Here is a 26,178-nt window from a genome sequence, read left to right as displayed (position 1 = left end):
AGAAATCAAGAGGTGGCAGTTCGAGAAAAATTGAGACGAGGAACTAAAGGGAAAAATCGTTGCAAACGACCCAAAAAATAAAAAAGTTTCAAGCGCCACCAAAAAGCAAATGAAAAATCAGTGTGCCCTCCTAAGACGGCTAAAACTGCTCGCAGGAGCTGTAATCGTGAAGTAGGATGCATAAAAACTTCGAATGCGTCTTGATCGTAAAAAGCATTAATCATATCAACATAGACTTCCATCATATGACGAACTTGATGGGTATATTTTTGCTGCGACGCGGTCGATAACGCGCTTTTTTTCGCATCAACTTTTAAAAGCGTTTTGACTGCTAATTGGGCCGATTTTAATGCCATCATGACGCCGGAAGAAAAAATAGGATCCACAAAACCGGCGGCGTCACCGATCATAAGCGCGCGTGGTTGAGCAAATGAAATAAAGCGGTAACTATAATCGCTGGTAACATGAAATTCGCCCACGCGTTTGGCTTGATGAAGACGCATTTGTAACTCTTTTTCTTTTTGAATGATTTGTTGAAAGCTTTCTTCGGGCTGCAACCGGTTTTCTTTGAAATCGTTTAACGCTTGAATATAACCCACCGACGTTTTGGTTTCGGTAAGAGGAATGAACCAGAACCAACCGTTAGCTAGTCGAACAATTGTGATATGGCCTGCTGCTTTTCCTTCGTTTCGGAAAACATTTTCAAAATGGGCAAAAATAGCGATGCGTTTGGAAGATTGTGTTTCTCGTTTGGGGAGTTGAAGTTGTTTGCCTAAAAAACTATCGCGACCTGAAGCGTCAATTAGCCAATGAGAAGTAATATGATGCGAGCCTTTTTCATCGTTGTAGTCCAGATTAACGTAATCATCATGAAATTCTACGCGCGTTGCTTGGGCTTTTTGTTGAATTTCGCAGCCGAAACTTTCAGCATGTTCCAATAGGATTTTGTCAAATCGGCTCCGGTCCACTTGGAAGGTTTTGGCATAACATTCGCCCAAACTATTACCGAACCAAAACTGTTGGAATTTCGATCCATTGCCTAAACAAAATTCTGCTCCCCACTTAGGCATGAAACCAGCCTTTTCAATTTTTTCCCATACTCCTAATTCTTTTAAAATATCATTGCCATAGGGAATTAAAGATTCGCCCACATGAAATCGTGGGAACGTTTCTTTTTCTAGGATGAGAACTTTTTTCCCGGCTTGAGCAAGCAATGCACCTGCCGTACTGCCCCCCGGACCACCGCCGATAATCACGACGTCGTAAGTGTGAGAAGCGGGAGCCATAGATCAGAGTTGTCGCCTTAACCAATCGCGCAAAGTGCCAAGGGTTTGAAAAATTTCGCGCGCAAGATTAGGGTCTTGGATGGACACGCCATATTTTTTTTCGAGCGCTACGGTTAATTGTAAAGCGTCAATGGAATCCAACCCCAAACTTTCTGGGCCAAACAACGGAGTTTGCTCCTGAACGCTAGAGAGATCATTTTTAAGCATACAGTTTTCTATCAAAAGCTGTTTTAATTCATCGAGACTGACTTGAAGCATTTTCCAATCTATCACAATTCATACTAAATTCCAAAGCGGAAATCTGTTGGTTTAATCCCCATATGGGTTGAAAAAGTGATGTAGACTCGTGGGATTGCCGAATCGCGCGCAAGCTATGCCAGGCTGCGGAGGCAGTGAATCCCTCACCGCAATAGGCATAGGATTGAGTTAAAATTTGTAAGTTTTTACAGCAAGCGGTCTCGATAGGATTAAACCAATTACGCTGTGCGCTGGTTAAAGTTTTATGATGTGGCAAACATTTTTCAAAAAGTGTTTTGGCTTGTTGCTTGGCTTGCTGGTGATTGCGGTAAGAATATCCTTCATGGATTTGGGTGATGCAAATTTTATCAGAAACCGAAGCGCGCTTTAATAAAAATGCCCCAGCGCCTTCGGTAGGAACCCATCCTTTTTTAAACCAGCCTGCTAAATGATAAGCTTCACAAGCGATGGGATCTAGTTCTTCAGCGCCTAAGACGAGAACTTTTTCCATTGTTTCCTTGCCGCAGGTTTGGAGCCAGGTTTTTGCAATCTGTATAGCAGTGACCCAGGCCGTATGATCGCCGACGATGGAATAGCAAGCGCCTTTTACTCCAAGCACAGCGGCCACATGACTTAGTGGAGAGTTGAAAACCGTTTCCGGGAAAAGTGCGGGACTGGCAAAACGTTGGCCTTGTTCTAAAACCCCCTGAAAAAAACGTCGGCTATAAGAAATGCAACCTGTATTAAAGGCTGCGACTAAACCTATTTTTTTTCGGGAGACATCACTTTCGCTAGCAAGCGCTTGATGTGCCGCTTCCATCATAAAAAAAGATAAAGGACTTGCACGTCGCAAACGTGGCTCTTGTTGCCATCGCTTCCAATGCTCTTCTTTTAAATTAATTGAGTAAACCGGAAACGTTTTGTCAGGATTTCGGAGAGAAACTATTTTTTGCAGAGGCCAAGGGTCCGATTGAAAAAGCGAATGCACACCGATTCCATTCGGGGTAACCGCACCTTGGCCGCAAACGGCTAAAGAAAAAGAGTTAGTTAACATAACGTCGAAAAACAAGTGCAGCATTGGAACCGCCAAATCCTAAATTAACACTCATGGTGATATGAATGGGTTGGAAGGGATCAGAGGCTGTGACTAAACTCGAGGCGATTTCTGGAATAGGATTTTTTAAGTTAATTTGAGTTGGTAGCTTTTGATGCATTAAAGTTTTTGCAGCAAAAATAGCTTCTATAGCGCCTGCGGCGCCTAAGGTATGACCCATTTGGGCTTTGGTGGAACTCATTTTTATTTGAGCGAATGTTTCACCAAAAAAATGGGTGAAAGAAGCAGTTTCTGCGGAGTCGTTTAAAGATGTGCCCGTGCCATGAGCGTTAATGTAATGAATTTCTTGCGGATCAATTTTAGCAGATTTGCAAGCGCTTTGCATGGCTTGGAAGAGAGCATGCCCTTGAGGCGCAGGTTGGGTCAGATGATGGACGTCGGTGCTGTGACCGTAGCCGATTATTTCTGCTAAAATTTTAGCGCCTCTTTTTTTAGCGTAAGCTTCGGATTCCAAAACTAAAAAAGCTGCTGCTTCTCCCAAAATGAGGCCGGAACGATTTTTGTCGAATGGACGACAAACCTCAGTTGAAGTGGCTTGTAGACAATCAAAACCGACAAAAATTAATTCCGTTAGCGCTTCCACCCCGCCTGTTAAAACATAGTCCGTTTGACCGGCTCGAATCATATCATAAGCATGGCCAATGGCATTAGCGCCACTGGCGCAGGCATTGGCTATGATCATGGAAGGCCCTGAGATATTAAGCTGTTCCTGAAGATCCAGCAATTGTTGTTGAGGTTGGTAGCGAGCTACGAGCCCTAAAAGACTTCCTTTTTGATGGGTTAAAATTTTTTTAAGAAAAGTTTCTCCAAATGTCATGCCACCGCCTGTAGTGCTCAAACTAATAGGCAGATAAGAAAGAGAAGAGAGGCCGGCTTGTGAGAGGGCTTCTTGCGCAGCGGGAATGGCTAAGCGGGAAGCTCGAGAGAGTCGAGATATTGTCTTGCGATTGATGGGTGGGGAGGGAAGTTGAGATTCACAAGCGTTTTGGCAGCGACATTGCGAAACGTCAAAAAGCGTAACGGGTCGTTGTGAGCTTTTTCCATGAATTAACTCTGTCCAAGTTGTGGATAAATCATTCCCCAATGGCGTGACCGCTCCCATGCCAGTGATTACGACTTTTGTTTTGGACATAGTGTTATTGGAAGGGACTCAAGTAAACAGGTCGAGCTTGAACTTTGCCGCCTTGAAAATAAAAAGTTTTTTCAAAACTAAATTGATGCGCATGAGGATAGTAAGAAAGTATTAATGGGCGTTGCGGGGTGTTGGGATCGTAAGCCAGGTAATCATATCGATTTTGTTGAAATGTAACTTGGAAAATAATAACTGCATGATTGATGCTCAGAGAAGGAAAATTAATCAGCCAAACGATCACAGGTTGATTTTTCTGTAATGAGGTTTGAAGGAAGTTGTAGAGTTTAGCTTGTTGAAAATGGCTTGGAGGCAAAACAATGGGGAAATTCCCTGGTCGAAAATAAGTGGGCCAACCCAGACCAATATTTTTTTGGAAAATAATAGGCTCTTCTTGGCTGGCTTCGTATAAACTGGCGTAGCCAGGGATTTCAATTTTTTCTGAAGTTGAGAAGGCCGATTTCCAAACAGGAATGCAAGTAATTTGGCGAACTCGTTCGACTAGTTTATCTTGAGTTAGCTTAGATTTTTGTGGTGAGAATTTTGCGAATTTCCAGAATTGCAGTGCGGCGCGTGCTACAACAAAACAGCGTCGTGTGTAACGCTTTTTATTTTCTTTTCGAAGAGAAGGTTTACCCGCTTCATAACGCCAAACGGTTTCGTTTGCGAATGCGAAGTGATCTTTTTCAAAATCAAAGGGGTTCGACGATTTTTCTGTTTTGGCAAGATGCGAACAGCCAAAAAACGTTAAACTAAGGAGCAGGAGCGTAAAGCGAGTAAACATTCGGTGTCTAAATCATTGCGGATTTTACGAGGATGAAAAATAAATTCGTGCAATCCATCACCGAGACTAACAATGGTTTGACGAATTTCATCAGGGTTCATACAAAAAGTGCGATCCACGCCCCACAAAGTATTGGTCATACGAAAAAAATTAAATTTTTTATAAAGTCGAAAAAATTGGTTCATCAGGACTATGGGGAGATTGGCTTTATTTTTAAAGGTTTGAGTTTTTCCCAGACGAATCCAGCCTCGAAATTGAGGGGATATTATTTGTAGTAAGGTAAAATAGACGTAGGGATGTGCATGAATATGATGATGAGCATTGATAAAAGCGCAGGGTAATTGAGTGGCTTGAAAAGCTTGCCACTGTTGTTGGATTTCATGATGAACCCATTCACGGGCTTTTGAGGAGAAACCGATGGCAAAACCTGCTTTGACCGGTGATTGCTTCCACGGCCAGCGTTGCAAAGTCAAAGGTTGAGAATCGTTAAGATGGAGATGAAATCCTATCTGTAGTGAAGGTGTTTTGCGAGCGAGAGTGATGGCTTCTTCTGTTGCGGGTTGGCCCATCATGAGTGCGGCTCCGTGAAGTTTGCCATGGTAATGAGCATGGAGAATTGCAGCGTTGACTTCGGAAGTTAATCCGAAATCGTCTGCTGTAAAAAAGATTTCTCTCGACATAAAGACTCTTTAGGATGCCAAATCATTTATGGCAGAGCAAGTTCTCGTAACGGGTGGTACAGGCTTTATTGGTCGACATTTAGTGCGTCGATTGATAGAGCAAGGTTTTGCCGTGCGCCTTTTTGCGCGCTCCTCTCAAAAGGTGGTTTCTCTTTTTGATAAGGCGGTGGACGTTGTGGAGGGTGATTTGGAGTCGGGTGTGGGAATGGATCGAGCATGTCAAGACGTAGCTACGATTTTTCATGTGGCTGGTATTTATCGATTTGGTTTACGAGGGCGTAAAAAGGTTTTATCGGTAAATGTAGGAGGAACGGAACAGATCATGCAAGCAGCTTGGCGAGCACGTGTAAATCAGGTGGTTCATTTAAGTTCTGCAGGAATTTTAAGTGGTCCTACACGGGCTTTAACCGAAAAAGATTATCCTTATCAAATTCCAAAATGGTCAGTGTATAAATTTTCCAAATGGCGCTCAGAGCAAATCGCTTTAAATTGGGCGAAACGCGGCTTGCCAGTAGTTATTGCTAGTGCGGCATCTCCGATTGGCGCTGAGGATGAAAGGCCGACTCCTACTGGACAAATCATTCGCGATTTTTTGTTGCGTCGCTTTCCTTGTTCTTGTCGTGCTGGACTTAACTTTTTGGATGTTCAAGATTTAGCAGATGGCATGATTGCTACGGGCAAAAAAGGACGTTTGGGAGAACGTTATATTTTGGCTGGAGAAAATTTGTGGTTGCAGGAATTTTTAGGTTTACTGTCAAAAATAACAGGATTACCAGCGCCCCGATGGGTTTTGCCTTGGGGTTTGATTATGTTGGGAGGAATGGTGGGGGAGGCGGTTAGTTTGATGAGTCAACAGGGATTGCGATTAAATCTGGAAACAGCCTGGCAAGCCAAGAATATTCAATTTTTCAAAACAAGAAAGGCGCATGATGAGTTGGGGTGGAAACCGAAAATAGCCATGGAAGAAAGTATTAAGAAATCGGTGACTTGGTTTCAACAACGTTTGGCTCAAGAATTTTCCGGTATGGAAGATTGGGCTGTGGATCGTCATGTCAGTTGAAGGATGGTTTTGGGGTTGGACTTTGCTGGCATTTGTCTGGTGGTGTTCTGCGTTTTGGTTGGTGAAACAAAAAAAAATGGGCGTCTCCGAAAATGCTAAAGGCAAAAAATTTGAGTTTTTAACCATTTTTAAGCCAGTGCCTTTAATTTTTGATTATCAGAATGTTGCCAGAATCGAAAAAGCCTTAGCATCTTTTTGCTCTCAACTGGATGAAGGATGTGAGGTGTTGTTGGGATTTTGGGAGAGTGAACGAAAGTTGTGGCAACCTATTTTAGAGCAATGGGCATTAACTTTTTCTCATGTTTGGAAACAAGTAAAAATCGTTTGGCGAACGGAACCGGATTTGTTTCCTAATCCTAAAATTTCGTGGCAACGGATTTTGTCGGCTCACGCTCAAGGAGAATGGTGGTTGTGGAGTGATGCGGATGTTATCGCCCCACCAGGTTTTATGAAAAAAGCACGAGAAGAATTTGCTCAAGGCGAGGGACGGCTTTTAACTCATGCTTATGTGATTAGACGTTTTAATTCAGTGCCGGCGATGTTGGAGACGCTTTTTGTGAATGTGGAACTTTTTCCTGGCATTATGGCGTTGGCGCGAAAAAAGAAGAAGGATTTGGGTTTTGGCGCAAGTTTATTTTTTCATGGTGATGCAGCCAAAAATTCTATTTTTTGGGAAACACTGGGGTGTGCTTTAGCGGACGATTTTATATTGGGAAAACTGTTGAATAGCACTCAAGTGGGTCAAGTTGTTTTGGAAACCACAGCTGAAGAAAAAAAGTGGCAAGCGGCGCTTTTACATTATTTGCGTTGGCAAAAAACAATACGGTGGTGCCAGCCCGCAGGTTTTGCTGCTCAACTTGTTATTTTTCCATTATTAGGCTGGTTTATTTTTTTGGGAATCAGTCAAAAGTGGGCAGTGGGGCTATTAGGAATATTAATAACGTTGCTGATGGAGTTTATTTTTGCCAAAATTTTATGTAGGAAAGTAAATTGTATTATGCTATGGCGCCATTCTTGGGGTATAGTAGCATGGAGTTTGATCCGTGCTATGGGTTGGCTGATTTGTTGGTTGCCCTGGCCGGTCAAATGGGGCCGAAAAAAATGGTGGAAAAATAAGATTGCACAGGTTGTATGAAAGAAGGAAAAGTTTTTAAAAGGCGCGAAACTAATTTCGAAGGGATTGGTTTTGAAGCCCAGCCTATTACTCGAGGGGGTGAGCTGCGTCAGGAAATTTTTGGAAATAAAATTTTTGTGCGTGGGGTGATTGAAGTTTCTAATTTTTGTCGACAAAACTGTTGTTATTGCGGCATGCGACGTGAGAATCGCGATTTAAATCGTTATCGTCTTTCTCTTGATCAATTAAGAAAGATAATTTTTGAACAGTTGCCGACGAGCGTGACGGATATTAATTTGCAAGCGGGCGAGGATCCGGTTGCGGTTCGCGAAATTGTTCTTCCCTTGATTCGTGAAATTAAGAGAGAAACTTCTTTAGGTGTTAGCGTTTGTTTGGGCACTTTGGATACGAGTCTTTATGCGGAGCTGAAAGAGGCGGGAGCGAGTTATTACATTTTGAAATTGGAAACGGGTAATGCTTCGCATTATCAACAAGTTCAAGCGCCGGGTAATTTTGAACGACGTTTGAAAACGATTCGATTTTTAGCGGAAACGGGTTGGTTTGTTTCTTCGGGATTTATTTTGGGATTGCCGCACCAAACGCAAGCATATATCGAAGAAACGCTTCGTTTGCTTTCTTCATTACCTTTAGCCGGGGGGAGTGTTAGCCCTTTTATTCCGGGTGATCAAACACCTTATCGCGAAGAACCCGTGGCAAATTTAGAAACGGTTTTACAATGTTTGGCTTGGATGCGATTAAAAAATCCCCATTGGATTATTCCCGCGGTCAGCGCCATGAATCTTGTCGGAACTCAAGGCTATACTAAAGCACTAAAGGCTGGAGCAAATTTGGTGACCATTAATTTAACTCCAGAAACACAAAGGAATGATTATCTTCTTTATAAACGTAATCGCTTTATCATGAATGAGGCGCGTGTATTGAAAGCAATCGAACAGGCGCACTGCGAGCCTAGTGGCGAAAGCTTAACTCGATTTTTAAAAGCAAAATCGAATTTTTCCGAAGTTGTCGCCGCCTAATTCTCGAGACTCGCTTAAGGGCCTTTAGCCCTTTTCTTCTTTATCATTTTTTGGGTGAGCACGCGATTGACCGCATTTAAATAAGCGCGAACACTGGCTTCGATTACATCAGTACTCGCACCTTTGCCCGTGATAAGCTCGTGATTACCAAAATCAATTTTAACGGTGACTTCACCAACAGCATCTTTGCCTCCGGTGACTGCGCGCAACTGATAATCTTTTAATGCGCCACGTTTACCTGTGATGCGGTCGATTGTTTTTAAAGCCGCATCAACAGGACCATCGCCAGTGCTTGCATCCTGTTTAATTTCATTGCCCGTTTTTAATCGCACGGTAGCAGTAGCTATAGTTTTATTGCCTGTCGTGACGTTCAAGTAGTCTAAAGCGTAGGTTTCGTGCGTTTCTAAAACTTGATCGTCAATCAATGCAGCCAAATCATCGTCGTAAACAAATTTCTTGCGATCGCCGATTTCTTTGAAACGCACAAATACCGCATCAATTTCTTTTTCTGTGAGTTGGTAGCCTAAATGTTTTAATCGTATTACCATGGCATGACGACCGCTGTGTTTGGTCAAAGGCAACTCTGTATCACCCCACCCCACGTCGTGAGGATCCATAATTTCATACGTTTCCCGTTTTTTCAAAATACCGTCTTGATGAATTCCAGCACTATGTGCGAAAGCATTTTCGCCTACGATAGCTTTATTGCGTTGAACCAAAAAGCTGCACATGCGCGAAACCAAACGAGACGATTTCACAATTTCTCGAGTGCGAATGTTGGTTTTGACATCTTGATAAATATCCGGGCGCGTTTTGATCGCCATGACTACTTCTTCCAAAGCTGCGTTACCGGCGCGTTCGCCAATTCCGTTAAGGGTGCACTCCACTTGGCGCGCTCCTGCTTGCACGGCGGCTAAAGAATTGGCGACCGCTAACCCTAAGTCATTGTGACAATGCGTGCTGAAAATAGCATTTTTTGCGCCTTTGGCATTTTCTATAACATAGCGAAACATGTGTGCGTAAGCTTCTGGCGTGGAATAACCCACGGTGTCTGGCATATTAATTGTCGTAGCACCTGCAGAAATGGCAGCCTCCACAATTTTCACGAGAAAATCCAATTCCGTTCGAGAGGCGTCTTCTGGTGAAAATTCAATATCTTTAACATAAGTGCGCGCGCGTTTCACGCCTTCCACAGCTAAACGCAAAATTTCGTTTTGCGCCTTGCCAAATTTAAATTCGCGATGAATCTTGGAAGTGCCAAGAAACACATGAATGCGCGCGCGTTTTCCCGCCGCTTTTAAGGCAGCACCCGCAGCGTCGATGTCTTTAGGAACGCAACGAGCCAATCCCGCGATAATAGGAGTGCGAATTTCTTTAGCAATTTGAGAAACTGAAGCGAAATCCCCATCGCTAATGACTGGAAAACCCGCTTCAATGATGTCAACTCCCAAGCGCTCGAGTTGTCGCGCTACTTCCATTTTTTCACGGTTATTCATGCTTGCGCCTGGGCATTGCTCGCCATCGCGCAAGGTGGTATCAAAAATTCTAACTTTTTCGCTCATAACTTTTCTTTCTCATTTTTTCCATAAAAAAACCCCACTTACCAGTGGGGTTAAACCAAAAATTCTTCTTTTCAGATTAACACCCCGCCATCACGTTGCTCAGTAGTAGCAGCGCTTTTTCACTTAAGATGGCAGGAAAATTAACCATAATATAATAATTTAACAGGCTTAATTTTGTCCGTCAATTTTATTATTTTTTTGCTCTTTTTTAAGTAGAGCTCGAAGAAAAACTAGATCCATTTCATTTTTGGCGCGGTGGGTTTTTCTCTTATTTCTTCGTCCAAGTTAGCATTTCTAGTCACCGTTGATCACTTTTCTTCAAAGTTTAAGCTCGACTCATATAGGCGCCGGTGCGTGTGTCGATCTTGAGTGATTCACCTTCCTTGATGAAAAGAGGAACTTGGACTTGAAGACCTGTTTCCATGGTGGCTGTTTTCATGACGTTATTGGCAGAATCACCTCGAATGCCTTCTGGTGATTCGGTCACTTTTAAAACCACGCTTGAGGGTAATTCTAAAGAGACGGCTTTGTCTTCAATAAAAAGCACTTCAATACTCAAATTTTCCACGAGGTAATCTTTGGCCTCGCTGATTAAATCTTCCTGTAACGTGTGAGTATCATAGGTTTGCGGATCGATAAAATGATAACCATTTTGATCTTTGTAACTGAATTCTAATTTGCTTCGGTTCAACATAACTTCTTCGACTTTTTCTGTGCTACCGAAACGTTGCACGAGCGATTTGCCTGTATTCACACTGCGTAAAGTCGCTTGCACAAAAGCGCGAAGATTGCCTGGAGTGCGATGGGAAACTTCCAACACCACACAGGTGTCATTGTTATGTTTAATTGCCATGCCTTTACGAAGGTCGTTTGCGTTAACTGCCATAGGATTTCTTTCTTCTTTTTCGATTATACTAATTTATGTTTAGCCAAGTCTTGCGCATCGACAAGACCGACAGGGTTACTTTTGTGGTCGATGACGACTAAATCGTCAATATTATGTTTTTCAAAAATTTTTAAAGCTTCCACCGCCAGCTTGTCTTTATCGACAGTAAGCGGGTTTGATGTCATGACTTTTTTAATTTTTTCTCGACCAATTTGCGCGTTAGTTTGATAGTGGCGCGCAAAATCGCCTTGGGTAAAAATGCCGGCCAATTTACCTCGAGAATCGATCACAATTGCTGCGCCCGCGCGAGCTTTTGTTGTGGCTGCCAAGGCTTGCATGACTGTTGCAGTTTCTGGAACCAACGCCATTTGATCAGGCGGTCGCATGACGTCCGAGACACGGAGTAATAAATTTTTTCCAATAGTTCCACCTGGATGAAATTTTGCAAAATCTTCTTTTTTAAATCCGCGAGCCTCCAATAAGACCATGGCTAAAGCATCTCCTAAAACGAGCATCGCTGTGGTGCTGGAGGTGGGCGCTAAATTCAAAGGGCAAGCTTCGCGTTTTACTTTTACGTCTAAATGAATGTGCGCGCTGCGGGCTAGCGTCGATTTAGCGTTGCCCGTGACAGCGATCATTTGAATGCGATGTCGAGCAAGCGCCGGCAGAGCTTGCAAGACTTCCTGTGTTTCACCGCTATAACTGAAAATAAGAAGCGTGTCTCCTTCTGAAAGGATTCCTAAGTCGCCATGCAAAGCGTTCACACAATTCAAATAGATGCAAGGCGCGCCGGTGCTGGTTAATGTAGCAGCAATTTTTTCTGCAATATGTCCTGATTTACCAATGCCGGTAGCAATGATTTTATTGCCCTTTTGTAAACTTTGAAGCATTTGCTTAACCGTGTTGCTAAAAGAAATGCCCAAACGTTTTTTCAAATCGTTCAATGCGGAAATTTCTAGATCAATTACCGCACGCGCTTTTTTAAGATAGTCCATGAAATAAGGAGAATAGCTTATCGAATTGTGTTACTACGTCAATGGATGTAATACAAACGTCAATTATGTTAAAAGTAGGGAGGCATTCTAAAATTATTTCCAATTTAGGCGCTCATGTTTCTATAGCAGGCGGCTTTGATTTGGCAATTGATCGAGCTTTATCGGTGGGGTGCGGCGTGATGCAGATTTTTGTAAAAAGTAATCGCCAGTGGTTTGCTCCTCCTTTGAAAAAAGAAATGTGTCGTCCTTTTCTAGAGCATCCTCGCCGAAAAGAGTTGCAATGTATTTTTGCGCATAGCGGTTATCTCATTAATCCCGCAGCGCCTGAGGGTGACGTGAGAAAGAAATCGATTCGCGCTCTTATTGAAGAGTTGCAGCGGGCCGATCAATTGCAACTACCCTTTTTGGTATTGCATCCTGGCGCTCATTTGGGAGCAGGAGTGGAAGAAGGAATTCGGCGAGTTGTTAAAGCCTTGGATGAGGCGGTTGAGAAGACATCGCATGCGAAAACGTGCATTGCTTTGGAAACCACTGCGGGTCAGGGAACTTCAATTGGGCATGAGTTGGAGCATTTGGCTTCTATTTTAGAGAAGGTAAAACAGTCAAAACGGTTTTGTGTTTGTGTTGATACCGCGCACCTTTTTGCTGCGGGTTATGAAATTCATAAGGAAAAAGGCTATCAGAAAACGGTTTCGCGATTGGATCAGTTAATCGGTTTGAAACAGGTTGCAGCTTTTCATTTGAACGATTCCAAGACAGCTTTGGGTTCGCGAGTGGATAGGCATGAGCATATTGGCAAAGGAAAGATTGGGTTGTCTACGTTTCGATGGTTATTGAATGATAAACGTTTTTTTACTATTCCTAAGGTTTTAGAGACTCCTAAAAGTGAGGATATGCATGAGGATCGTGAAAATCTTCGGCGGCTTTATCAGTTGTTGAAGTAAAATAGTTTTTTACTAAGAATGGACGCGATAGAAGTAGAGGATAATGCGTTAAAACATTTGCCGCTCACGCTTTCAGGACACAGTTTTTGTTTTGTTTTTAAACAGTTACAAGAGGAAACTATGATATCGGCCTGAGGATTTAAAGGATGCCATTGTGGGGCATTGGAAGGGCCGTAATGGACGAGCATAGGTTTTTGTAGATCCGAGGCGAGATGAGTCGGAGCGGTGTCAACACCCCAATAAGCGTTACTTTTCGAGACGAGAGCAATTAGCTCATCCCACCTTAGTATTGGCATCATTTTGAGATGGGTCGTTGGAAAATCTTGCATGCATTGGGTGACATAATCTTTTTCTTGAAGTGTTGTGCCATGTGTAAAAATGATTGCGCAATTTTGCTTTAATAAATGGATTAGAACTTCGCGAACCAGAGAAATGGGAAGGCTTTTTTGCATATCGCGCGAGGTCAGATGGGCTAGCAATATTTTTTTATCAGAATAAAGCGCTAAGAGTGATGAAATGGTGTCTTGAGCTTTTTGGCTTGCTTTGAGTTCTAGAGATATGCCTTGGAATGGAACATCGCATGTTTCGAGGAGTTTTTGGTGTTGATATAAAATGTGCGGTTTCTTTTTTTCGTGAGAGATGCGAATGTTGTAAAGTTGGCTGCGCCATCGTTGCCAGCGCGGCTTTTTCTTTTCGTAGCTGATTCGATGTTTGGCATGGGAAAGTAAGGTCAAAAGCGCGGTGCGATCATTACCGGTAAGATCAATCGTCCAATCGTAATGTTGACGAAAAATGTGAAAAAGAACGGGAAGCGCCGCAGATTGAGATCGAGGCCATTTTAAAATTTGAAACGAATAAGGAAAATGTTCTAAAGCAACTTCGGTTCCTTGTGGAATGAGAATATCAATCTGGGTTTGGGGAAATTGAAGAGAAAGCGCACGCAAAACAGGTCGGGTTAAAAGGGTGTCGCCTAAATAGCGGAGGCATAACACTAAAATTTTTTTAGGTTTCACGCGCTAACGTTGGGTTGAATGGTCGATCTGGTAAACGGTTTTATTTTGGCTTTCGTAATAAATGCGAACGAGCAATTCACTGATTAGCCCTAGCATAATGAGTTGAAGGCCCACGATGATAAGTAAAATGCCTAAAAATAAAAGCGGGCGTTGACCAATATTTTCATGGGCAATCAATTTTAATCCGGAGAGATAAAGGCTAATGGCTATTCCAAGACCGGTGAAACAAAAGCCGGCTGTGCCAAAGACGCGCATGGGTTTAGTGGAATATTCTAAAAGAAATTTTACGGTAAGCAGGTCAAGTAGAACGCGAAAAGTGCGATTTAAACCATATTTGGAAACCCCTTGCGTGCGAGGCCGATGGTTAACCGGAATTTCAGCAACTTTGGCCCCTCGCCATGTGCAAAGTGCTGGCAAAAAGCGGTGCATTTCTCCGTATAATCGAAAACTGGAGATGGTTTCTCGAGTGTAGGCTTTTAAGGAGCAACCATAATCGTGCAGTGGCACGCCGGTAAAAAAGGAGATTAATTTATTGGCTATGCGAGAAGGTAAGGTGCGAGTTAAAAAGTGGTCTTGACGCGCTTTTCGCCAACCGCTGACAACATCATAACCTTCCGCCATTTTGTTGAGTAATGACATGATGTCAGCGGGATCATTTTGGCGATCGGCGTCCATCGTGACAATGACTTCCCCTGTGCTGATATCGATGCCGGCTGAGAGTGCGGCGGTTTGACCAAAATTGCGTTTTAAAAATAGTGGTTTGAGACGCGGTGAAGTTTTAGTAATGTGTTGTATTTCTTTTCGCGATTCATCGGTGCTGCCATCGTCGACTAAGATGATTTCCCATGTGGCAGGATAACTTTGCAGTGCGATTTCGATTTCTTGGATCAAAGGCGCGAGATTGCCGCTTTCATTATAAATCGGCGCTACGATGCTCAAAGTGGGAAAATGAGTCATGAAGGTGATATGTTACTGAACTACGGGTTGGCATCCAGCAAATTTAATGGATCAAAAAATTAATAAGCCCGTAGTGAAGTGAGATAATCGCGTGTGTGAAAGAGGTGACGTTTTAAGCGATTTACGTCTTGAGTGGTTTTCATCAAAAGAAGTGCTCCTTGCAAGTCACCAACTATGAAATCGGCAAGCGCTTTACAATCCACAGCCTCATAAAGTTCACCCATGGCTTTGGCTTCCTCTAAAAGTTTTTGCCAAAGACCACTGAATTCATCGAAGATCTCGGCTAATCTCAAGCGAAATCCGGGATGTCTTTCACTTAACTCCTGAGCCAACATGCCGAAGGGACAACCGGTAGGGCATTGGTGTTGACTAAAATCATTAATAAGATTTTCGAAGTGTAAATTGAGTCGTTCCATGGGCGATTTATTAACCTGACCCAAAGACAAATCGGTAAAATTCATAAGACGTTCGCGAAAACGTTCAATCACTGCGTAGCCTAAAGCTTCCTTCGATTTAAAGTAATAAAAGAAAGAGCCTTTGCTCATGCCTAATTCTTTTAAGATATCGTCCAAAGTGGTCGCATGAAACCCTTTTTTACGCATCAAAATGCAGGCAATCTCGACGATTTTTTCTCGCGTCGGATAATGCTTTCCTATAACTAAGTTCGACATTACCTTAGTTTAGCGCGATTTAGGTGAAGCGTCAAATCAAACCAGACGATAAAGCTCTTCAAAGAGATCGGGTCGTTCAGAAAAAAAGGCAGGGTCTTTATCTTTTTGGCACAACGCAAATCCTGATCCAAAAAGAGGGCCATTAACAACACAGGCATCCGTAGAGGCAGTAAGAATTTGTTCGCGACCTTTGGCCAAGGCCGATTGTTGATCGCCTTCTACTTCATATTTCCAACCTACCAATACCGCTTTAGGAAACCATTCACGCAAAGAGCGAATGATTTTCGTGGTTGGTTTGAGATGCATGATAATTTCTTCTTCAGAGGTGGTGATTTTTTTTGTCGCGATGGAGTTGCCTGCGGAAGAGTAAACGCCGACGACCTGGTAGTCACTCACTCCAGCTGCATGAAAAACTGCGTTGATCTCACTATCTTTAGCGATTCTTTGTAGCTGACTTGCAAGATTGTCGGAAGTGGAAAAAGAAATGAGTTGGGTGGCGGCGTTATTTCCAAAATAAGTGCTGCCCAAACCTTTTAAACAAATCACATCATCTCCTTTTGCTCTTAAAAAATTGGTAAGTTCGGTGCCTAATTGGGAAGTTGAAAAATTGGTGATTAACCGCACTTCATCAATCGGTTCATAACTGGGACCACAGGTAACAATAAATTTCATGGGAGTTAATTTTGCTAAAATGGAAAAGTGTCATTGCACATGATAAAAAATAAGCTAATTTTCGACTTTGTCATTTATGGCTTTGGAAGAAATCATTCAAGCAAAACTTAAACAGGTTAAATATCCGGGATTTAGCCGGGATATCGTTTCCTTTGGGTTAGTTCAATCGGTTCAGATCGAAAAAGGGGTTGCTATCATTACTTTGTCCCTCTCAACGAATGAAGAGGCGGTGGTGGATAAGTTGCGAAACGATATTCAGGCAGTTTTAGAAGATATTCGAGAAATTGAACGTTTTGATATTCATATTCATCGCCAAGCGGTTGCAACACCGGCAAAAACGTCCCCTAGCGATTCTCAGTTTTCTATTCCTGGCGTGAAACATATTATTGCCGTTGCTAGTGGAAAAGGAGGAGTGGGGAAATCCACAGTTGCTGCTAATCTGGCGTGTGCCTTTGAACAAATGAATTTGAAAACGGGCCTTTGTGATTGCGATATGTATGGCCCCAGTATGGCATTAATGTTTGGCACAACAGAAAATCCGCAAGCTACCGAAGATGAAAAGATTGTTCCTATTGAGCGTTACGGGTTAAAATTAATGAGCATGGGGTTTTTAGTCGATGCTTCCGCCCCGGCGGTTTTACGCGGCCCTATGGTAACACGTTTTACTCAGCAATTTTTGCGTGGAGTTATTTGGGGCGATTTGGATGTTTTGATTTTGGATTTGCCACCAGGCACAGGCGATATTCAACTGACGGTTGTGCAAAATGTAGTGTTAACAGGCGCTGTTATTGTCACTACACCACAAGAAGTAGCGCTCATTGATGCACGAAAAGCGGTTGGCATGTTTGGCAAAGTGAATGTCAAGATTCTCGGACTAATCGAAAATATGAGTTATTTTTTGTGTCCCAGTGATGGCAAACGTTACGATATTTTTGGGAGTGGAGGAGGTAAGGCGGAAGCAGAAAAACTGGGGGTTCCCTTGTTGGCGCAAATTCCTATTGATATGGCAACGCGAGAAGCTGGAGATGAAGGTAAACCCATTGTGCTGCGTTATCCCGACATACGGGTTAGCCAGGTGTTTCGAGAAGCCGCAAAACAAATAGCTTCTTTTTTAAATTAAGCAAACTTGCCCGGATTTAATAAATTATAAGGATCCATTGCTTTTTTAATTTTAGCATGAAGTATGCGTAATTCGCGAGAAGCCGCTTTGGGCCACCACCGTTTTTTGGCAAGGCCGATGCCATGTTCACCTGTGATAACACCGTTCCACGCGAGAGTCTGATGGAACAGTCCATCCAGCGCTTGATTCATTTTTTTAGAAATACCACGGGTTGATAAATCAACCATGAGATTAACATGAATATTGCCATCACCAGCGTGACCAAAACAGGCGACTGGGATTTGGTAGCGACGATGCAATTTCTCGGCAAAAGCAAATAAATCGATCAAACGACTTCTTGGAATAGCGATATCTTCGTTCAGTTTGGTAAGACCGGTCGCTTTGAGTGACTGTGAGAATTGTCGACGCAATTCCCAAAGTTTTTCGCATTCTTGTTGGGTTTCTGCCGTAATAATCTGTAGTGCTCGGCATTGTTTTACTATTTGTGTTAATCGTTTTAAATCATTTTGCACACTGGCTCGATTGCCGTCCACTTCGATGAGAAGATGTGCTTTACCAGGAGGAATGAGTTTATTTTTTCCTAAATGGCTGCGTGCAGCTTCCAAAGTAAAACGATCAGCAATTTCCAATGCGGAAGGTAAAATGCCTTTTTGCAAAATCGTTTGCACAGCTTTGGCGGCATGTTGTGCCGTGGTAAAGCTTGCGGAAAGTGCGCCGCGATGGGTGGGGAGTGGCAAGAGTCGGACAGTTATTTCCGAAACGATGCCTAACATGCCTTCGCTTCCCACAAAAAGGCCGACGAGATCGAAGCCACTTTTGTTTTTCATGGTGCGACTGCCCACTTTTACAACAGAACCATCAGCTAAAACGATGGTTAGGCCTAATATGTAATGTCGAGTAACACCATATTTTAAACAGCGTGGACCACCCGCATTGGTTGCGACATTTCCGCCTAGAGTGCATTCTTTTAAACTGGCAGGATCGGGTGGATAAAAGAGACCTCTCTTTTTTGCGGCTTCTTGCAAATCGCCCGTAATGACGCCAGGTTCAACCACAGCAATGCCATCTTCAACGTGGAGTTCTTTAATGCGTTTCATGCGCGCTAGTGAAAGCACAATGCCGCCTCTTTGAGGCACGCAGCCGCCCACATAACCGCGTCCAGCGCCGCGTGCGGTGACAGGAATTTTGTATCGGTTCGCAAATTGTAATGTTTTGCTAATGGTGGCTGTGGAATCGGCAAACACGACGGCTTCGGGTTGATGCGAAGCGAACCAGGCGTCTTTTGCGTGAATTTCAAGAATTTTGGGATCAATCGAAACGCGCGATTTTCCCAATTTTTGAATTAATATTTTTAACCACGTCGCCATCATTTACTTAGCGTAAGCGGTTTTATTATTTTGCGCGACGAATTTGAGAAGCCACTTTTAAGCGCAGTCCGTTTAATCGAATGAAGCCGGTGGCGTCATCTTGATTGTAGGCTTGCGTGGGATCTTCTTCCATCGTGGCAATATGCGGATTATAAAGCGAAAAAGGCGATTTGCGTCCGGCGGTGATTAAGTTTCCTTTATAAAGTTTGAGGCGCACGGTGCCAGTTACATTTTTTTGGGATTCGGTGACGGCTGCTTGCAAAAAGTCTCGTTCTGGGGAAAACCAGAAACCGTAATAAACCAGTTCACTATATTTAGGAATCAAGCTATCGCGCAAATGCATGACTTCGCGATCCATGGTTAATGTTTCGAGTTGTCGATGTGCAAAATGGAGAATAGCGCCGCCTGGAGTTTCATAAATGCCGCGCGATTTCATCCCGACAAATCGATTTTCCACCAAATCAACGCGACCGATGCCATGTTTGCCGCCGAGTTGGTTAAGAGTTTTCATGACTTGGAGGGGTGATAATTTTTTACCATTTACTGCAATGCAATTGCCTTGCTCGAATTCCAACTCAACATATTCCGGTTGGTCGGGTGCGTCTTCGGGTGAAACGGAAAGTTTATACATGGCTCGATGGTCGGGTGTGGAGGCGTCGAGCCATGGATCCTCCAAGATTCCTGCTTCATAAGAGATGTGAAGCAGGTTGCGATCCATGGAGTAAGGTTTTTTAGCGCTGGCCTCTACGTTAATTTTATGTTTTGCCGCATAAGCAATCATTTCGGTTCGACCTGGAAAAGTTTCACGAAACGTTTGATCTCGCCAAGGAGCGATGACTTCAAGTTCGGGCGCGAGCGCTGCCACAGTTAATTCAAAGCGAACTTGATCGTTGCCCTTACCTGTAGCGCCGTGGGCAATGTGGCTGGCGCCTTCTTTTCGAGCGATTTCGATCATTTTTTTTGCGATGAGCGGTCGTGCGATGCTGGTGCCTAAGAAATATTGATTCTCATAAATCGCTCCAGCTTGAAGCATGGGAAAAATAAAATCCTGGGCAAACTCTTCTTGTAAATCACTGATATAACATTTTGAGGCGCCGGTTTGCAGCGCTTTTGCTTCCAGGCCGTCGAGCTCTTCTTCTTGTCCGATGTTGGCGCAAAAGGCGATGATTTCGGCCTGATATTTTTCTTTAAGCCAGGTTAAAATGACCGAGGTGTCAAGTCCCCCAGAATAAGCTAAAACAATTTTCATGAATTTAAGTAGTCGATTCGCGATTCGAAAAGGTCAAAAATTGGAAATGGCGATGCTGGAAGAGAGATAGCAAAGCGACATAAAGAAAACCAAAAAAGAAAAGTGAGGGCATAAAAACACCCAGATAAGCTTCATTTTTCAGAGCGCGCACGATGAATTGTCCAAAATAAAGCGCCATAAAAATTTCGACTAAGGGCAAGAAGTTTTTGAAAGCGAGATATTTTTTCTTTTGCCATTTTTCTTTCGGTTTTTGGATGCCGTATTTAGGAGTGCGCGCAAAACCGGTTTGATAATTGAAAATGGCTTCTAATACTGCCTTGGCGTTGTTCACGGACATACCGATGCCGGTAGCGATGAGAAAAGGGACGCACCACAACTCGCGCCACCACTCTTTATGAAGTTCTTTGAGAGCGCAAAGATAAAAGATAATAACGGAAAGCGAGGCAAAAGAGAAAATGGGGATATGCATATAAAGCATTTCGCTCCAGTTCAAAGCTTTGGTGGGAGCGAGTGAAGGGTTAATGAGAAGACACATAGCAAAAAGCAAAAGGTAAGCGAAATTGCTGGTTAAATGCAGGGTGGCTTCGAGTTTGATGCGAAAGGGGAAATTACCGCGCCAAATTTTGGGTAAAAGTTTTTTGCAGGTTTGCACGCTGCCCTTGGCCCAGCGATGTTGCTGGCTTTTGAAAGCGTTCATTTCTACTGGCAACTCAGCGGGAGTGATGAGGTGGGGAAGAAAAATGAATTTCCATCCTTTCATTTGCGCGCGATAACTCAAATCTAAATCTTCGGTAAGCGTGTCGTGTTGCCAACCGCCGGCGGCTTCGATACAGCTTTTGCGCCAGATGCCCGCGGTTCCGTTAAAATTAAAAAAGCGTCCGGACATGTTGCGGGCAGTTTGTTCGATGAGTAAATGACCATCTAGAAACAGGGCTTGGATGCGCGTGAGCAAGGAATAGTGGCGATTGAGATGTCCCCAACGCGTTTGGATCATGCCAATGTTAGGATTAGTAAAAAAGTGAATCGTTTCCTGGAGAAGGTTGGGGGTGGGCATGAAATCAGCATCAAAAATGGCAAGAAATTCGCCACGCGCTTGTTGCAAGCCAAGAGCGAGGGCGCCTGCCTTGAACCCTTTGCGATTGGTTCGGACTATATGTTTGATGTCAAACCCTTCTGCTTGAATTAATTTAATCTGTTCGGCAGCAATATCCCGACTTTCGTCTGTGGAATCGTCTAAAACCTGAATTTCGAGCTTTTCTTTGGGATAATTGAGTTTGGCAACGGATTGAATGAGTCGTTCCACCACATACATTTCATTGTAAACGGGAATTTGAACAGTTACGATGGGTAGGTCGTCGAAATGAGACAAGGGGTTTTGGGCTTTATGACGATTTTTATAATATAAAAAAAGCATGAAATAGCGGTGAAGCCCAAAAAGTGCTAGGCCAATGGTAACAATTAAATAGCTGACGAGCCAGAAAAGATCGATCATACTTAAAATGAATTTTTAAAAAAGTTGATGTTGCGAGTTAAGTTAAAATGGTCAAGAGTAAAACCAATGCAAGCGAGAAACCTAAAATTAGTGCCTTTTGAGGAAATTGAATCATTCAGAAACCAGTGCCGAGCCAAAAAGCAGCGGGTTGTCATGACTAATGGTTGTTTTGATCTACTACACGTTGGTCATGTGCGTTACTTACAGCAAGCCAAGGCTTTAGGTGATATATTGTGGATAGGTCTCAATAGCGATAGTTCGGTTAAAGCTTTGAAAGGCGAAAAAAGACCTCTTAACAATCAGGAGGATCGCGCAGAAGTTTTATCGGCTTTGGCGTGTGTTGATTGGGTTACCATTTTTGAAGAAGTGCGCTGCGATCAACTCATTCGAGCGATTGCGCCTGATATTTATGCTAAGGGCGGCGACTACAAACCGGACACCCTCGATCCGGAAGAATTGAAAGCATTGCAGCAGGTTGGAGCGGAAATTAAGATTTTACCCTTAGTGCCCGGACGTTCCACGACAACACTCATTCAGCGAATGGGCGCATGAGGCGGCCTTTTTTAGGAATTTTAGGTTCGGGCAAAGGATCGAATTTTGAGGCGATTTATCACGCCGTTCAACAGAATCAATTAAAGGCGGAAATCAAGCTGGTCATTAGCGACATAGCAGAAGCGGGTATTTTGCAAAAAGCGAAACAGTTTCAAGTGCCCCATTTTTTTATTAATCGCGAAAAGTTTGAAACCGAGACGATTGCTTTGTTGAAACAGCATCAAGTGGATCTCGTAATTTTGGCCGGTTTTATGCGAGTTTTAAGCGCTGATTTTGTGAATACATTTCCTAATCACATTTTAAATATTCACCCTTCCTTATTGCCTAAATTTCGGGGTAAAAAAGCTTGGGAGCAAGTCTGGCAAAGTGATGAGAAAGAAACTGGTTGCACCGTGCATATCGTCACAAAAGAACTCGATAGCGGCCCAATTTTAGCTCAAAGACGTGTAGCCATTTTGCCTCAAGATAATGCGGAAATTTTATACGAACGCATCCGACAACAGGAGCATCAACTTTATCCTAAGACCATTCAATTTTATTGGGAAAAAATCAATTACTCGCACTGATAAATTATTCAACTCATAAAATATTAAACCTTTTTAAGTATTTTTGTTTGACGGGTTTATGTGGGAAAGTTAATTTTTGCGAATTATGAACCTAAACGATGCAATTACTCGAAAAAAGTTCATAGGATTAACGAGTTTAGCGTTATTAGGAGCAAGTGCGAGCGGTGTTAAGTTTTTGAATCGCGGCAAAATTTGTATCAAGCCAATACCCGGAAAAAAATATAGCCCTTCTTTTTTGAAATTATGTGAAAGAGCACGATTTCACACAGTTCAGGAAGCTATTAAAAGTGTGAGAGATCAAGTGACCGAATTTGAAGTGGTATCGGAGGCATGACTGGGTAAAAAGTCATGAAAATTGGTGTAAACCCAATTTTAGCTTGGATGGCACAGGTGATTGGAACCTTTAATGATTCAGCCGCTTCCAAAAGTTGGGATTCAGGTTGGGCAGTAGCCGAAGGCGCTAATTATGCGACTACTGCCCAGGCTTTGGTAAAGGATATTTTTGATGAAGCTGATATAAAAAATCAAAAAATATGGCCAAATCTGAGTCCTGTTTCGAATTATGTGCCACACAATGCGATATTAAATGTTAATAAAGAATTCTGTTCACCAGGCTTTACCGAAATGGAGAATCCTTAATGAAAAAGTGGATGATTTTGAATTATTTTTTTATTTTTTGGTGCCCTGTATCCAAATTAAATGCTCAGGATAAAAAATTTTCTGAGTATATTTCTGAGTTATGGCTTACAGGTAAGAAACAAGAGGCTTTGTATATTGCTAACCAAAGGCTGCATAAAAATTCAAATGATCTAAGTGCTTGGCTTGTTAAACTAGATTATGAAATGGAGTTTTCTAAACTAGACACACTTCCAGAAACGTTAGATAGATCAGCTGATTTGGCGGAGGCTACAACAACAACTAATTTTATAAAATATCAATCAATTATTGAATCAATGCCGGAAGTTATTAAACCTTTAATTAAAACAATGCGGGAAATGAGCCCAGAAGACTTTGTGAAAGAACAAACAAAAGGTTTTATTACCAATAAGTCGCTATCTACTTTAATGGCTATTGAGTCCTTAGAAGCTGATGGGTTAGTGGCGCCGATTAGTAAAGAGGAAATGAAATTGCCAGATTTTCCAGAGCAAGAGGCAAGGGTAAGAGAAGTTAACGAAATTCGAACGCAGACAAAAAAGAATAAGGCAACAAGTTTTGAGACAAATAAAGTCAGTTCACTCCCGGCAACTAATTTAATTCAATCGAAAAAAACTAATCAAACTATTAAAGAAAATAGCGCTACTAAAGAGCTTAAAGAGAAAGTGAGTTGGCTAAAATCGGCGCTAGTTGTTATAGGATTGGGATTGATAGGATTTTTGTTGTTTCGTTTGGTTAAAAAATCAAAATAAAGAAAAATAAAATGAAAAAATGGAAAATAATTTTTTTAAGTTGGATGGTGGGAAATTTATTTTTGATTGCTGCAGGGGCGCAATCGATTGATTTTGAAAAATGGGTAAAGTCGTTACCCGAAGATTCTAAAACTTTGATTGGAAAGGAGGAAACGGGCACGCATTATTTTGCTTTTTTTCGTTTGCCAGACAATATTTTTGCTATTTATTCCTGCGATGATAAGCGAGCTAAAGAGCGTCTTCGAATGGGAAAGAGTATAGTAAAAGACGAGCTTGGTTATAATGGTAAATTGATTGATAAAAAGAGCAATCCTGTCGTAGACGAAGAAGCGAGTATGACGGATGGCTATCACGTTTTGAAAGATAAGATGCTTAAATTGATGAGGGAAAATAATTCTTGGTATGTGAATTATATTCCCATTCAAAAAAACTTTCATGGGGTTATGAAATATTTTTATCAGGAAGAATTGAAATACCAAGGAGAGGTTGAACCCATTTCTTTAGAGTGGCAAACAAATCTGAAATGGTCTCGTTAGATTTTTACTCATTAAATATTCAAAGCATCTCGCGTTTTTTTTGTTTGTTCAGTGCAGTTTCGTAGGCTTCGATGAGAAGAGGTTTGATGGTTTGATCGAATGTGGTTGGGCTGGGGTTGAGAATGCAAACCCAAAAAAGATGGCCGTAGATGGGATGAGGTAAGAGTTGATCGAAGGCAGTGAAGTCGTGTTCTGTAGTCGTGACATCGTCCGAGCCGGGAGGAACGGGAGGTTGGCCGAGTAGGGAGTGATAGGTTGTTTTGCTAATTCCGATGTTTAAACGAAAAACTCCGGGCCGATTCAGAAGCGAAACTTTGTCATAATCGTCATTGGTGACTAGCGTAGCAAAAGGCATGGCGCGTTCGGGCAATGTGCCGTCTGGGCTGTAGAAAAAAAAGTGGTTACCATTTGATGTGACAATGTGAATGTCTTGAAAGGTGTCTTTGAGAAATTGAAGAATCGAAGTTTCGTCCATGCTATTGAAAATAAAGGGATATGATTCTAAGTCAAAAGGGATATTGGGATGTTCTTCATCGACATTGCGCTTTCCAGCGGAGCCAGTGGTCGATGAGGATGAGATTTGTCATGGCTTCAACAATAGGAACGGCGCGCGGAAGGACGCAGGGATCGTGGCGACCGCGTGCTTTGAGGATAGCATTTTTGTGTTGGACGCTGACGGTTTTTTGTGCGGATGCGATGGTGGCGGTAGGTTTGAAAGCGATGCGAAAAATAATCGGTTCGCCGTTGGTGATGCCGCCTTGCACACCGCCGCTGCGATTGGTGGCGGTGCGAACTTTCCCCTGGTGCATAAGGAAAGCGTCGTTGTGTTGGGAGCCGCGAAGTAGAACGCTCGAAAAGCCGGAGCCAATTTCAAATCCTTTTGTTGCGGGCAGACTCAGCATGGCTTTAGCGAGGTCAGCTTCGAAGCGATCAAACACGGGTTCACCCAAACCGGCGGGCGCATTTTTGATGACGCATTCGATAATGCCGCCAACGGAATCGCCTTGTTTGCGAACGGTTTCGATGAGGCGAATCATTTTTTTTGCTAGTGTTTCGTTTGGGCAACGCACGGGATTGGCTTCGATTTGGCGAAAGGTAATTTTTAGCGGATCCCATTCACCGCGCAGAGTGTGAATTTGTTTCACATAAGCCAGCACTTCCAGTTTGGGAAATTCTTTTTTGAGGGCAATTTTTGCTACGGCGGCTGCGGCAACGCGTCCAATGGTTTCGCGTGCGGAGGAGCGTCCGCCGCCTTCCCAGTTGCGAAGGCCATATTTGGTTTGATAAGTGTAATCGGCATGGGAGGGACGAAAGAGGGTTTCCATTTCGCGATAGGCTTCGGGTCGCGCATCGGTATTTTTGACCCAGATGGAAATGGGGGTGCCGAGAGTTTTATTGCGAAAGGTGCCGGAAAGAATTTCGCAGGCGTCGGGCTCTTTGCGTGGGGTGACGATGCTGCTTTGGCCGGGACGTCGACGATCGAGATCTTTTTGGATATCGGCAGTGGTTAAGGAAAGTTTTGGAGGGCAGCCATCAATGACAACGCCTACACCGCCGCCATGGGATTCGCCCCAGGTAGTGATGCAAAAGAGATGACCAAAACTATTGCCAGGCATGGAGGCATGTTACTTATTTTAAGGGGAAGAAGAAGAAAAAACATTTATGATAGATGGCAAACTAAGCGCTTGCCCTACAATAATTGAGATGAATCGAATGGTTGTATTTGCGTCGAATTATTATAATTTAGCG

The 26,178-nt window shown here is 43.0% G+C and carries 29 protein-coding genes; 11 read left to right on the top strand and 18 right to left on the bottom strand.

Annotated features, from left to right (window positions below):
• Nucleotides 1–5: 5 nt before the first annotated feature.
• Genes K1X66_01390 through K1X66_01365 form a run of 6 tightly spaced genes read right to left on the bottom strand, consistent with a single transcriptional unit; the run spans nt 6 to nt 5,230 of the window.
• On the bottom strand, nt 6–1,286 hold the full coding sequence (locus tag K1X66_01390; protein MBX7157029.1) for a tryptophan 7-halogenase: 1,281 nt from the start codon (nt 1,284–1,286) through the stop codon (nt 6–8).
• A gap of 3 nt (nt 1,287–1,289) precedes the next feature.
• Nucleotides 1,290–1,493, bottom strand: coding sequence for an acyl carrier protein (locus tag K1X66_01385; protein ID MBX7157028.1), 204 nt, complete (start codon nt 1,491–1,493; stop codon nt 1,290–1,292).
• A gap of 28 nt (nt 1,494–1,521) precedes the next feature.
• The gene (locus K1X66_01380; GenBank protein ID MBX7157027.1) at nt 1,522–2,577 is read right to left on the bottom strand and encodes a hypothetical protein; all 1,056 of its coding nucleotides are present in this window, start codon (nt 2,575–2,577) and stop codon (nt 1,522–1,524) included.
• Complete coding sequence (locus tag K1X66_01375) at nt 2,567–3,769, bottom strand: beta-ketoacyl-[acyl-carrier-protein] synthase family protein (protein MBX7157026.1); 1,203 nt, start codon at nt 3,767–3,769, stop codon at nt 2,567–2,569. Before K1X66_01375 ends, K1X66_01380 begins: the two co-directional genes overlap by 11 nt.
• A gap of 4 nt (nt 3,770–3,773) precedes the next feature.
• The gene (locus K1X66_01370) at nt 3,774–4,550 is read right to left on the bottom strand and encodes a hypothetical protein (protein ID MBX7157025.1); all 777 of its coding nucleotides are present in this window, start codon (nt 4,548–4,550) and stop codon (nt 3,774–3,776) included.
• Nucleotides 4,514–5,230: a ChbG/HpnK family deacetylase gene (locus K1X66_01365; GenBank protein ID MBX7157024.1), complete on the bottom strand. Its 717-nt coding sequence runs from the start codon at nt 5,228–5,230 to the stop codon at nt 4,514–4,516. The genes K1X66_01370 and K1X66_01365 overlap by 37 nt, the downstream gene beginning before the upstream one ends.
• A 28-nt stretch (nt 5,231–5,258) precedes the next feature.
• Here K1X66_01365 and K1X66_01360 point away from each other — a divergent pair, with 28 nt between their 5' ends.
• From K1X66_01360 to K1X66_01350, 3 genes are read left to right on the top strand one after another with little or no spacing between them, the layout of a single operon-like run.
• On the top strand, nt 5,259–6,290 hold the full coding sequence (locus K1X66_01360; protein MBX7157023.1) for an NAD-dependent epimerase/dehydratase family protein: 1,032 nt from the start codon (nt 5,259–5,261) through the stop codon (nt 6,288–6,290).
• Entirely contained in the window at nt 6,280–7,425 is a 1,146-nt protein-coding gene (locus K1X66_01355) for a hypothetical protein (protein MBX7157022.1), read from the top strand. The genes K1X66_01360 and K1X66_01355 overlap by 11 nt, the downstream gene beginning before the upstream one ends.
• Entirely contained in the window at nt 7,422–8,441 is a 1,020-nt protein-coding gene (locus K1X66_01350) for a radical SAM protein (GenBank protein MBX7157021.1), read from the top strand. The genes K1X66_01355 and K1X66_01350 overlap by 4 nt, the downstream gene beginning before the upstream one ends.
• A gap of 14 nt (nt 8,442–8,455) precedes the next feature.
• Here K1X66_01350 and K1X66_01345 read toward each other — a convergent pair whose 3' ends face one another.
• The 3 genes from K1X66_01345 to K1X66_01335 all read right to left on the bottom strand — a co-directional run bounded on the left by K1X66_01345 (nt 8,456) and on the right by K1X66_01335 (nt 11,884).
• Nucleotides 8,456–10,003: a 2-isopropylmalate synthase gene (locus K1X66_01345; GenBank protein ID MBX7157020.1), complete on the bottom strand. Its 1,548-nt coding sequence runs from the start codon at nt 10,001–10,003 to the stop codon at nt 8,456–8,458.
• Between the two features lie 325 nt (nt 10,004–10,328).
• On the bottom strand, nt 10,329–10,889 hold the full coding sequence (gene efp / locus K1X66_01340) for an elongation factor P (protein ID MBX7157019.1): 561 nt from the start codon (nt 10,887–10,889) through the stop codon (nt 10,329–10,331).
• 23 nt (nt 10,890–10,912) lie between these two features.
• A complete protein-coding gene (locus K1X66_01335) occupies nt 10,913–11,884 on the bottom strand; it encodes a KpsF/GutQ family sugar-phosphate isomerase (protein MBX7157018.1) in 972 nt (323 codons plus the stop codon).
• Nucleotides 11,885–11,949: 65 nt separating this feature from the next.
• Between K1X66_01335 and K1X66_01330 the strand changes: the two genes are divergently transcribed.
• Nucleotides 11,950–12,828 carry a deoxyribonuclease IV gene (locus tag K1X66_01330; protein MBX7157017.1) on the top strand — a complete coding sequence of 293 codons (879 nt, stop codon included), beginning with the start codon at nt 11,950–11,952 and terminating at the stop codon, nt 12,826–12,828.
• On the opposite strand, the gene K1X66_01325 is transcribed toward K1X66_01330, so the two are convergent.
• The 4 genes from K1X66_01325 to K1X66_01310 are packed head-to-tail and all read right to left on the bottom strand — an operon-like array spanning nt 12,813 to nt 16,141.
• On the bottom strand, nt 12,813–13,841 hold the full coding sequence (locus K1X66_01325; GenBank protein ID MBX7157016.1) for a glycosyltransferase family 9 protein: 1,029 nt from the start codon (nt 13,839–13,841) through the stop codon (nt 12,813–12,815). The genes K1X66_01330 and K1X66_01325 overlap by 16 nt on opposite strands.
• Before the next feature lie 3 nt (nt 13,842–13,844).
• Nucleotides 13,845–14,798: a glycosyltransferase family 2 protein gene (locus tag K1X66_01320; GenBank protein MBX7157015.1), complete on the bottom strand. Its 954-nt coding sequence runs from the start codon at nt 14,796–14,798 to the stop codon at nt 13,845–13,847.
• A 59-nt stretch (nt 14,799–14,857) separates the two neighbouring features.
• Complete coding sequence (locus tag K1X66_01315; protein ID MBX7157014.1) at nt 14,858–15,469, bottom strand: TetR/AcrR family transcriptional regulator; 612 nt, start codon at nt 15,467–15,469, stop codon at nt 14,858–14,860.
• Nucleotides 15,470–15,505: 36 nt separating this feature from the next.
• A complete protein-coding gene (locus tag K1X66_01310) occupies nt 15,506–16,141 on the bottom strand; it encodes a DNA/pantothenate metabolism flavoprotein domain protein (GenBank protein ID MBX7157013.1) in 636 nt (211 codons plus the stop codon).
• Between the two features lie 76 nt (nt 16,142–16,217).
• Between K1X66_01310 and K1X66_01305 the strand changes: the two genes are divergently transcribed.
• Entirely contained in the window at nt 16,218–17,261 is a 1,044-nt protein-coding gene (locus tag K1X66_01305) for an Mrp/NBP35 family ATP-binding protein (GenBank protein MBX7157012.1), read from the top strand.
• Here K1X66_01305 and K1X66_01300 read toward each other — a convergent pair.
• From K1X66_01300 to K1X66_01290, 3 genes are read right to left on the bottom strand one after another with little or no spacing between them, the layout of a single operon-like run.
• Entirely contained in the window at nt 17,258–18,628 is a 1,371-nt protein-coding gene (locus K1X66_01300; protein ID MBX7157011.1) for an FAD-binding protein, read from the bottom strand. The two genes, K1X66_01305 and K1X66_01300, sit on opposite strands and share 4 nt — an antisense overlap.
• 25 nt (nt 18,629–18,653) lie before the next feature.
• Complete coding sequence (locus K1X66_01295; protein ID MBX7157010.1) at nt 18,654–19,877, bottom strand: argininosuccinate synthase; 1,224 nt, start codon at nt 19,875–19,877, stop codon at nt 18,654–18,656.
• 4 nt (nt 19,878–19,881) lie between these two features.
• Nucleotides 19,882–21,369, bottom strand: coding sequence for a glycosyltransferase (locus K1X66_01290; GenBank protein ID MBX7157009.1), 1,488 nt, complete (start codon nt 21,367–21,369; stop codon nt 19,882–19,884).
• Nucleotides 21,370–21,435: 66 nt separating this feature from the next.
• Here K1X66_01290 and rfaE2 point away from each other — a divergent pair, with 66 nt between their 5' ends.
• From rfaE2 to K1X66_01260, 6 genes are all read left to right on the top strand, one after another.
• Nucleotides 21,436–21,921, top strand: coding sequence for a D-glycero-beta-D-manno-heptose 1-phosphate adenylyltransferase (gene rfaE2, locus K1X66_01285; GenBank protein ID MBX7157008.1), 486 nt, complete (start codon nt 21,436–21,438; stop codon nt 21,919–21,921).
• A complete protein-coding gene (gene purN / locus K1X66_01280) occupies nt 21,918–22,487 on the top strand; it encodes a phosphoribosylglycinamide formyltransferase (GenBank protein ID MBX7157007.1) in 570 nt (189 codons plus the stop codon). The genes rfaE2 and purN overlap by 4 nt, the downstream gene beginning before the upstream one ends.
• Before the next feature lie 85 nt (nt 22,488–22,572).
• On the top strand, nt 22,573–22,821 hold the full coding sequence (locus tag K1X66_01275; GenBank protein MBX7157006.1) for a hypothetical protein: 249 nt from the start codon (nt 22,573–22,575) through the stop codon (nt 22,819–22,821).
• Between the two features lie 14 nt (nt 22,822–22,835).
• Entirely contained in the window at nt 22,836–23,126 is a 291-nt protein-coding gene (locus K1X66_01270) for a hypothetical protein (GenBank protein ID MBX7157005.1), read from the top strand.
• Nucleotides 23,126–23,893: a hypothetical protein gene (locus K1X66_01265; protein MBX7157004.1), complete on the top strand. Its 768-nt coding sequence runs from the start codon at nt 23,126–23,128 to the stop codon at nt 23,891–23,893. Before K1X66_01270 ends, K1X66_01265 begins: the two co-directional genes overlap by 1 nt.
• Nucleotides 23,894–23,904: 11 nt before the next feature.
• A complete protein-coding gene (locus tag K1X66_01260) occupies nt 23,905–24,429 on the top strand; it encodes a hypothetical protein (protein ID MBX7157003.1) in 525 nt (174 codons plus the stop codon).
• Between the two features lie 19 nt (nt 24,430–24,448).
• Here the strand turns inward: K1X66_01260 and K1X66_01255 are convergent, their stop codons facing one another.
• Nucleotides 24,449–24,904 (bottom strand): hypothetical protein, encoded by a 456-nt coding sequence (locus K1X66_01255; GenBank protein MBX7157002.1) that lies wholly within the window; start codon nt 24,902–24,904, stop codon nt 24,449–24,451.
• Nucleotides 24,905–24,959: 55 nt separating this feature from the next.
• Nucleotides 24,960–26,045 (bottom strand): chorismate synthase, encoded by a 1,086-nt coding sequence (aroC, locus tag K1X66_01250; protein ID MBX7157001.1) that lies wholly within the window; start codon nt 26,043–26,045, stop codon nt 24,960–24,962.
• Nucleotides 26,046–26,178 lie beyond the last annotated feature (133 nt).

This window comes from Verrucomicrobiia bacterium (assembly GCA_019694135.1).
Taxonomy (GTDB): Bacteria; Verrucomicrobiota; Verrucomicrobiia; order JADLBR01; family JAIBCM01; genus JAIBCM01.
The sequence above is the reverse complement of the archived record's forward strand: the minus strand, read 5'-3'. Positions and strand labels throughout refer to the sequence as shown.

What these genes read in the sequence shown, in the direction of transcription:
- K1X66_01390 (MBX7157029.1), bottom strand. Translation starts at nt 1,286, where the DNA reads ATGGCTCCCGCTTCTCACACTTACGACGTCGTGATTATCGGCGGTGGT.
- K1X66_01385 (MBX7157028.1), bottom strand. Translation starts at nt 1,493, where the DNA reads ATGCTTAAAAATGATCTCTCTAGCGTTCAGGAGCAAACTCCGTTGTTT.
- K1X66_01380 (MBX7157027.1), bottom strand. Translation starts at nt 2,577, where the DNA reads ATGTTAACTAACTCTTTTTCTTTAGCCGTTTGCGGCCAAGGTGCGGTT.
- K1X66_01375 (MBX7157026.1), bottom strand. Translation starts at nt 3,769, where the DNA reads ATGTCCAAAACAAAAGTCGTAATCACTGGCATGGGAGCGGTCACGCCA.
- K1X66_01370 (MBX7157025.1), bottom strand. Translation starts at nt 4,550, where the DNA reads ATGTTTACTCGCTTTACGCTCCTGCTCCTTAGTTTAACGTTTTTTGGC.
- K1X66_01365 (MBX7157024.1), bottom strand. Translation starts at nt 5,230, where the DNA reads ATGTCGAGAGAAATCTTTTTTACAGCAGACGATTTCGGATTAACTTCC.
- K1X66_01360 (MBX7157023.1), top strand. Translation starts at nt 5,259, where the DNA reads ATGGCAGAGCAAGTTCTCGTAACGGGTGGTACAGGCTTTATTGGTCGA.
- K1X66_01355 (MBX7157022.1), top strand. Translation starts at nt 6,280, where the DNA reads ATGTCAGTTGAAGGATGGTTTTGGGGTTGGACTTTGCTGGCATTTGTC.
- K1X66_01350 (MBX7157021.1), top strand. Translation starts at nt 7,422, where the DNA reads ATGAAAGAAGGAAAAGTTTTTAAAAGGCGCGAAACTAATTTCGAAGGG.
- K1X66_01345 (MBX7157020.1), bottom strand. Translation starts at nt 10,003, where the DNA reads ATGAGCGAAAAAGTTAGAATTTTTGATACCACCTTGCGCGATGGCGAG.
- efp (MBX7157019.1), bottom strand. Translation starts at nt 10,889, where the DNA reads ATGGCAGTTAACGCAAACGACCTTCGTAAAGGCATGGCAATTAAACAT.
- K1X66_01335 (MBX7157018.1), bottom strand. Translation starts at nt 11,884, where the DNA reads ATGGACTATCTTAAAAAAGCGCGTGCGGTAATTGATCTAGAAATTTCC.
- K1X66_01330 (MBX7157017.1), top strand. Translation starts at nt 11,950, where the DNA reads ATGTTAAAAGTAGGGAGGCATTCTAAAATTATTTCCAATTTAGGCGCT.
- K1X66_01320 (MBX7157015.1), bottom strand. Translation starts at nt 14,798, where the DNA reads ATGACTCATTTTCCCACTTTGAGCATCGTAGCGCCGATTTATAATGAA.
- K1X66_01315 (MBX7157014.1), bottom strand. Translation starts at nt 15,469, where the DNA reads ATGTCGAACTTAGTTATAGGAAAGCATTATCCGACGCGAGAAAAAATC.
- K1X66_01310 (MBX7157013.1), bottom strand. Translation starts at nt 16,141, where the DNA reads ATGAAATTTATTGTTACCTGTGGTCCCAGTTATGAACCGATTGATGAA.
- K1X66_01305 (MBX7157012.1), top strand. Translation starts at nt 16,218, where the DNA reads ATGGCTTTGGAAGAAATCATTCAAGCAAAACTTAAACAGGTTAAATAT.
- K1X66_01300 (MBX7157011.1), bottom strand. Translation starts at nt 18,628, where the DNA reads ATGGCGACGTGGTTAAAAATATTAATTCAAAAATTGGGAAAATCGCGC.
- K1X66_01295 (MBX7157010.1), bottom strand. Translation starts at nt 19,877, where the DNA reads ATGAAAATTGTTTTAGCTTATTCTGGGGGACTTGACACCTCGGTCATT.
- K1X66_01290 (MBX7157009.1), bottom strand. Translation starts at nt 21,369, where the DNA reads ATGATCGATCTTTTCTGGCTCGTCAGCTATTTAATTGTTACCATTGGC.
- rfaE2 (MBX7157008.1), top strand. Translation starts at nt 21,436, where the DNA reads ATGCAAGCGAGAAACCTAAAATTAGTGCCTTTTGAGGAAATTGAATCA.
- purN (MBX7157007.1), top strand. Translation starts at nt 21,918, where the DNA reads ATGAGGCGGCCTTTTTTAGGAATTTTAGGTTCGGGCAAAGGATCGAAT.
- K1X66_01275 (MBX7157006.1), top strand. Translation starts at nt 22,573, where the DNA reads ATGAACCTAAACGATGCAATTACTCGAAAAAAGTTCATAGGATTAACG.
- K1X66_01270 (MBX7157005.1), top strand. Translation starts at nt 22,836, where the DNA reads ATGAAAATTGGTGTAAACCCAATTTTAGCTTGGATGGCACAGGTGATT.
- K1X66_01265 (MBX7157004.1), top strand. Translation starts at nt 23,126, where the DNA reads ATGAAAAAGTGGATGATTTTGAATTATTTTTTTATTTTTTGGTGCCCT.
- K1X66_01260 (MBX7157003.1), top strand. Translation starts at nt 23,905, where the DNA reads ATGAAAAAATGGAAAATAATTTTTTTAAGTTGGATGGTGGGAAATTTA.
- K1X66_01255 (MBX7157002.1), bottom strand. Translation starts at nt 24,904, where the DNA reads ATGGACGAAACTTCGATTCTTCAATTTCTCAAAGACACCTTTCAAGAC.
- aroC (MBX7157001.1), bottom strand. Translation starts at nt 26,045, where the DNA reads ATGCCTGGCAATAGTTTTGGTCATCTCTTTTGCATCACTACCTGGGGC.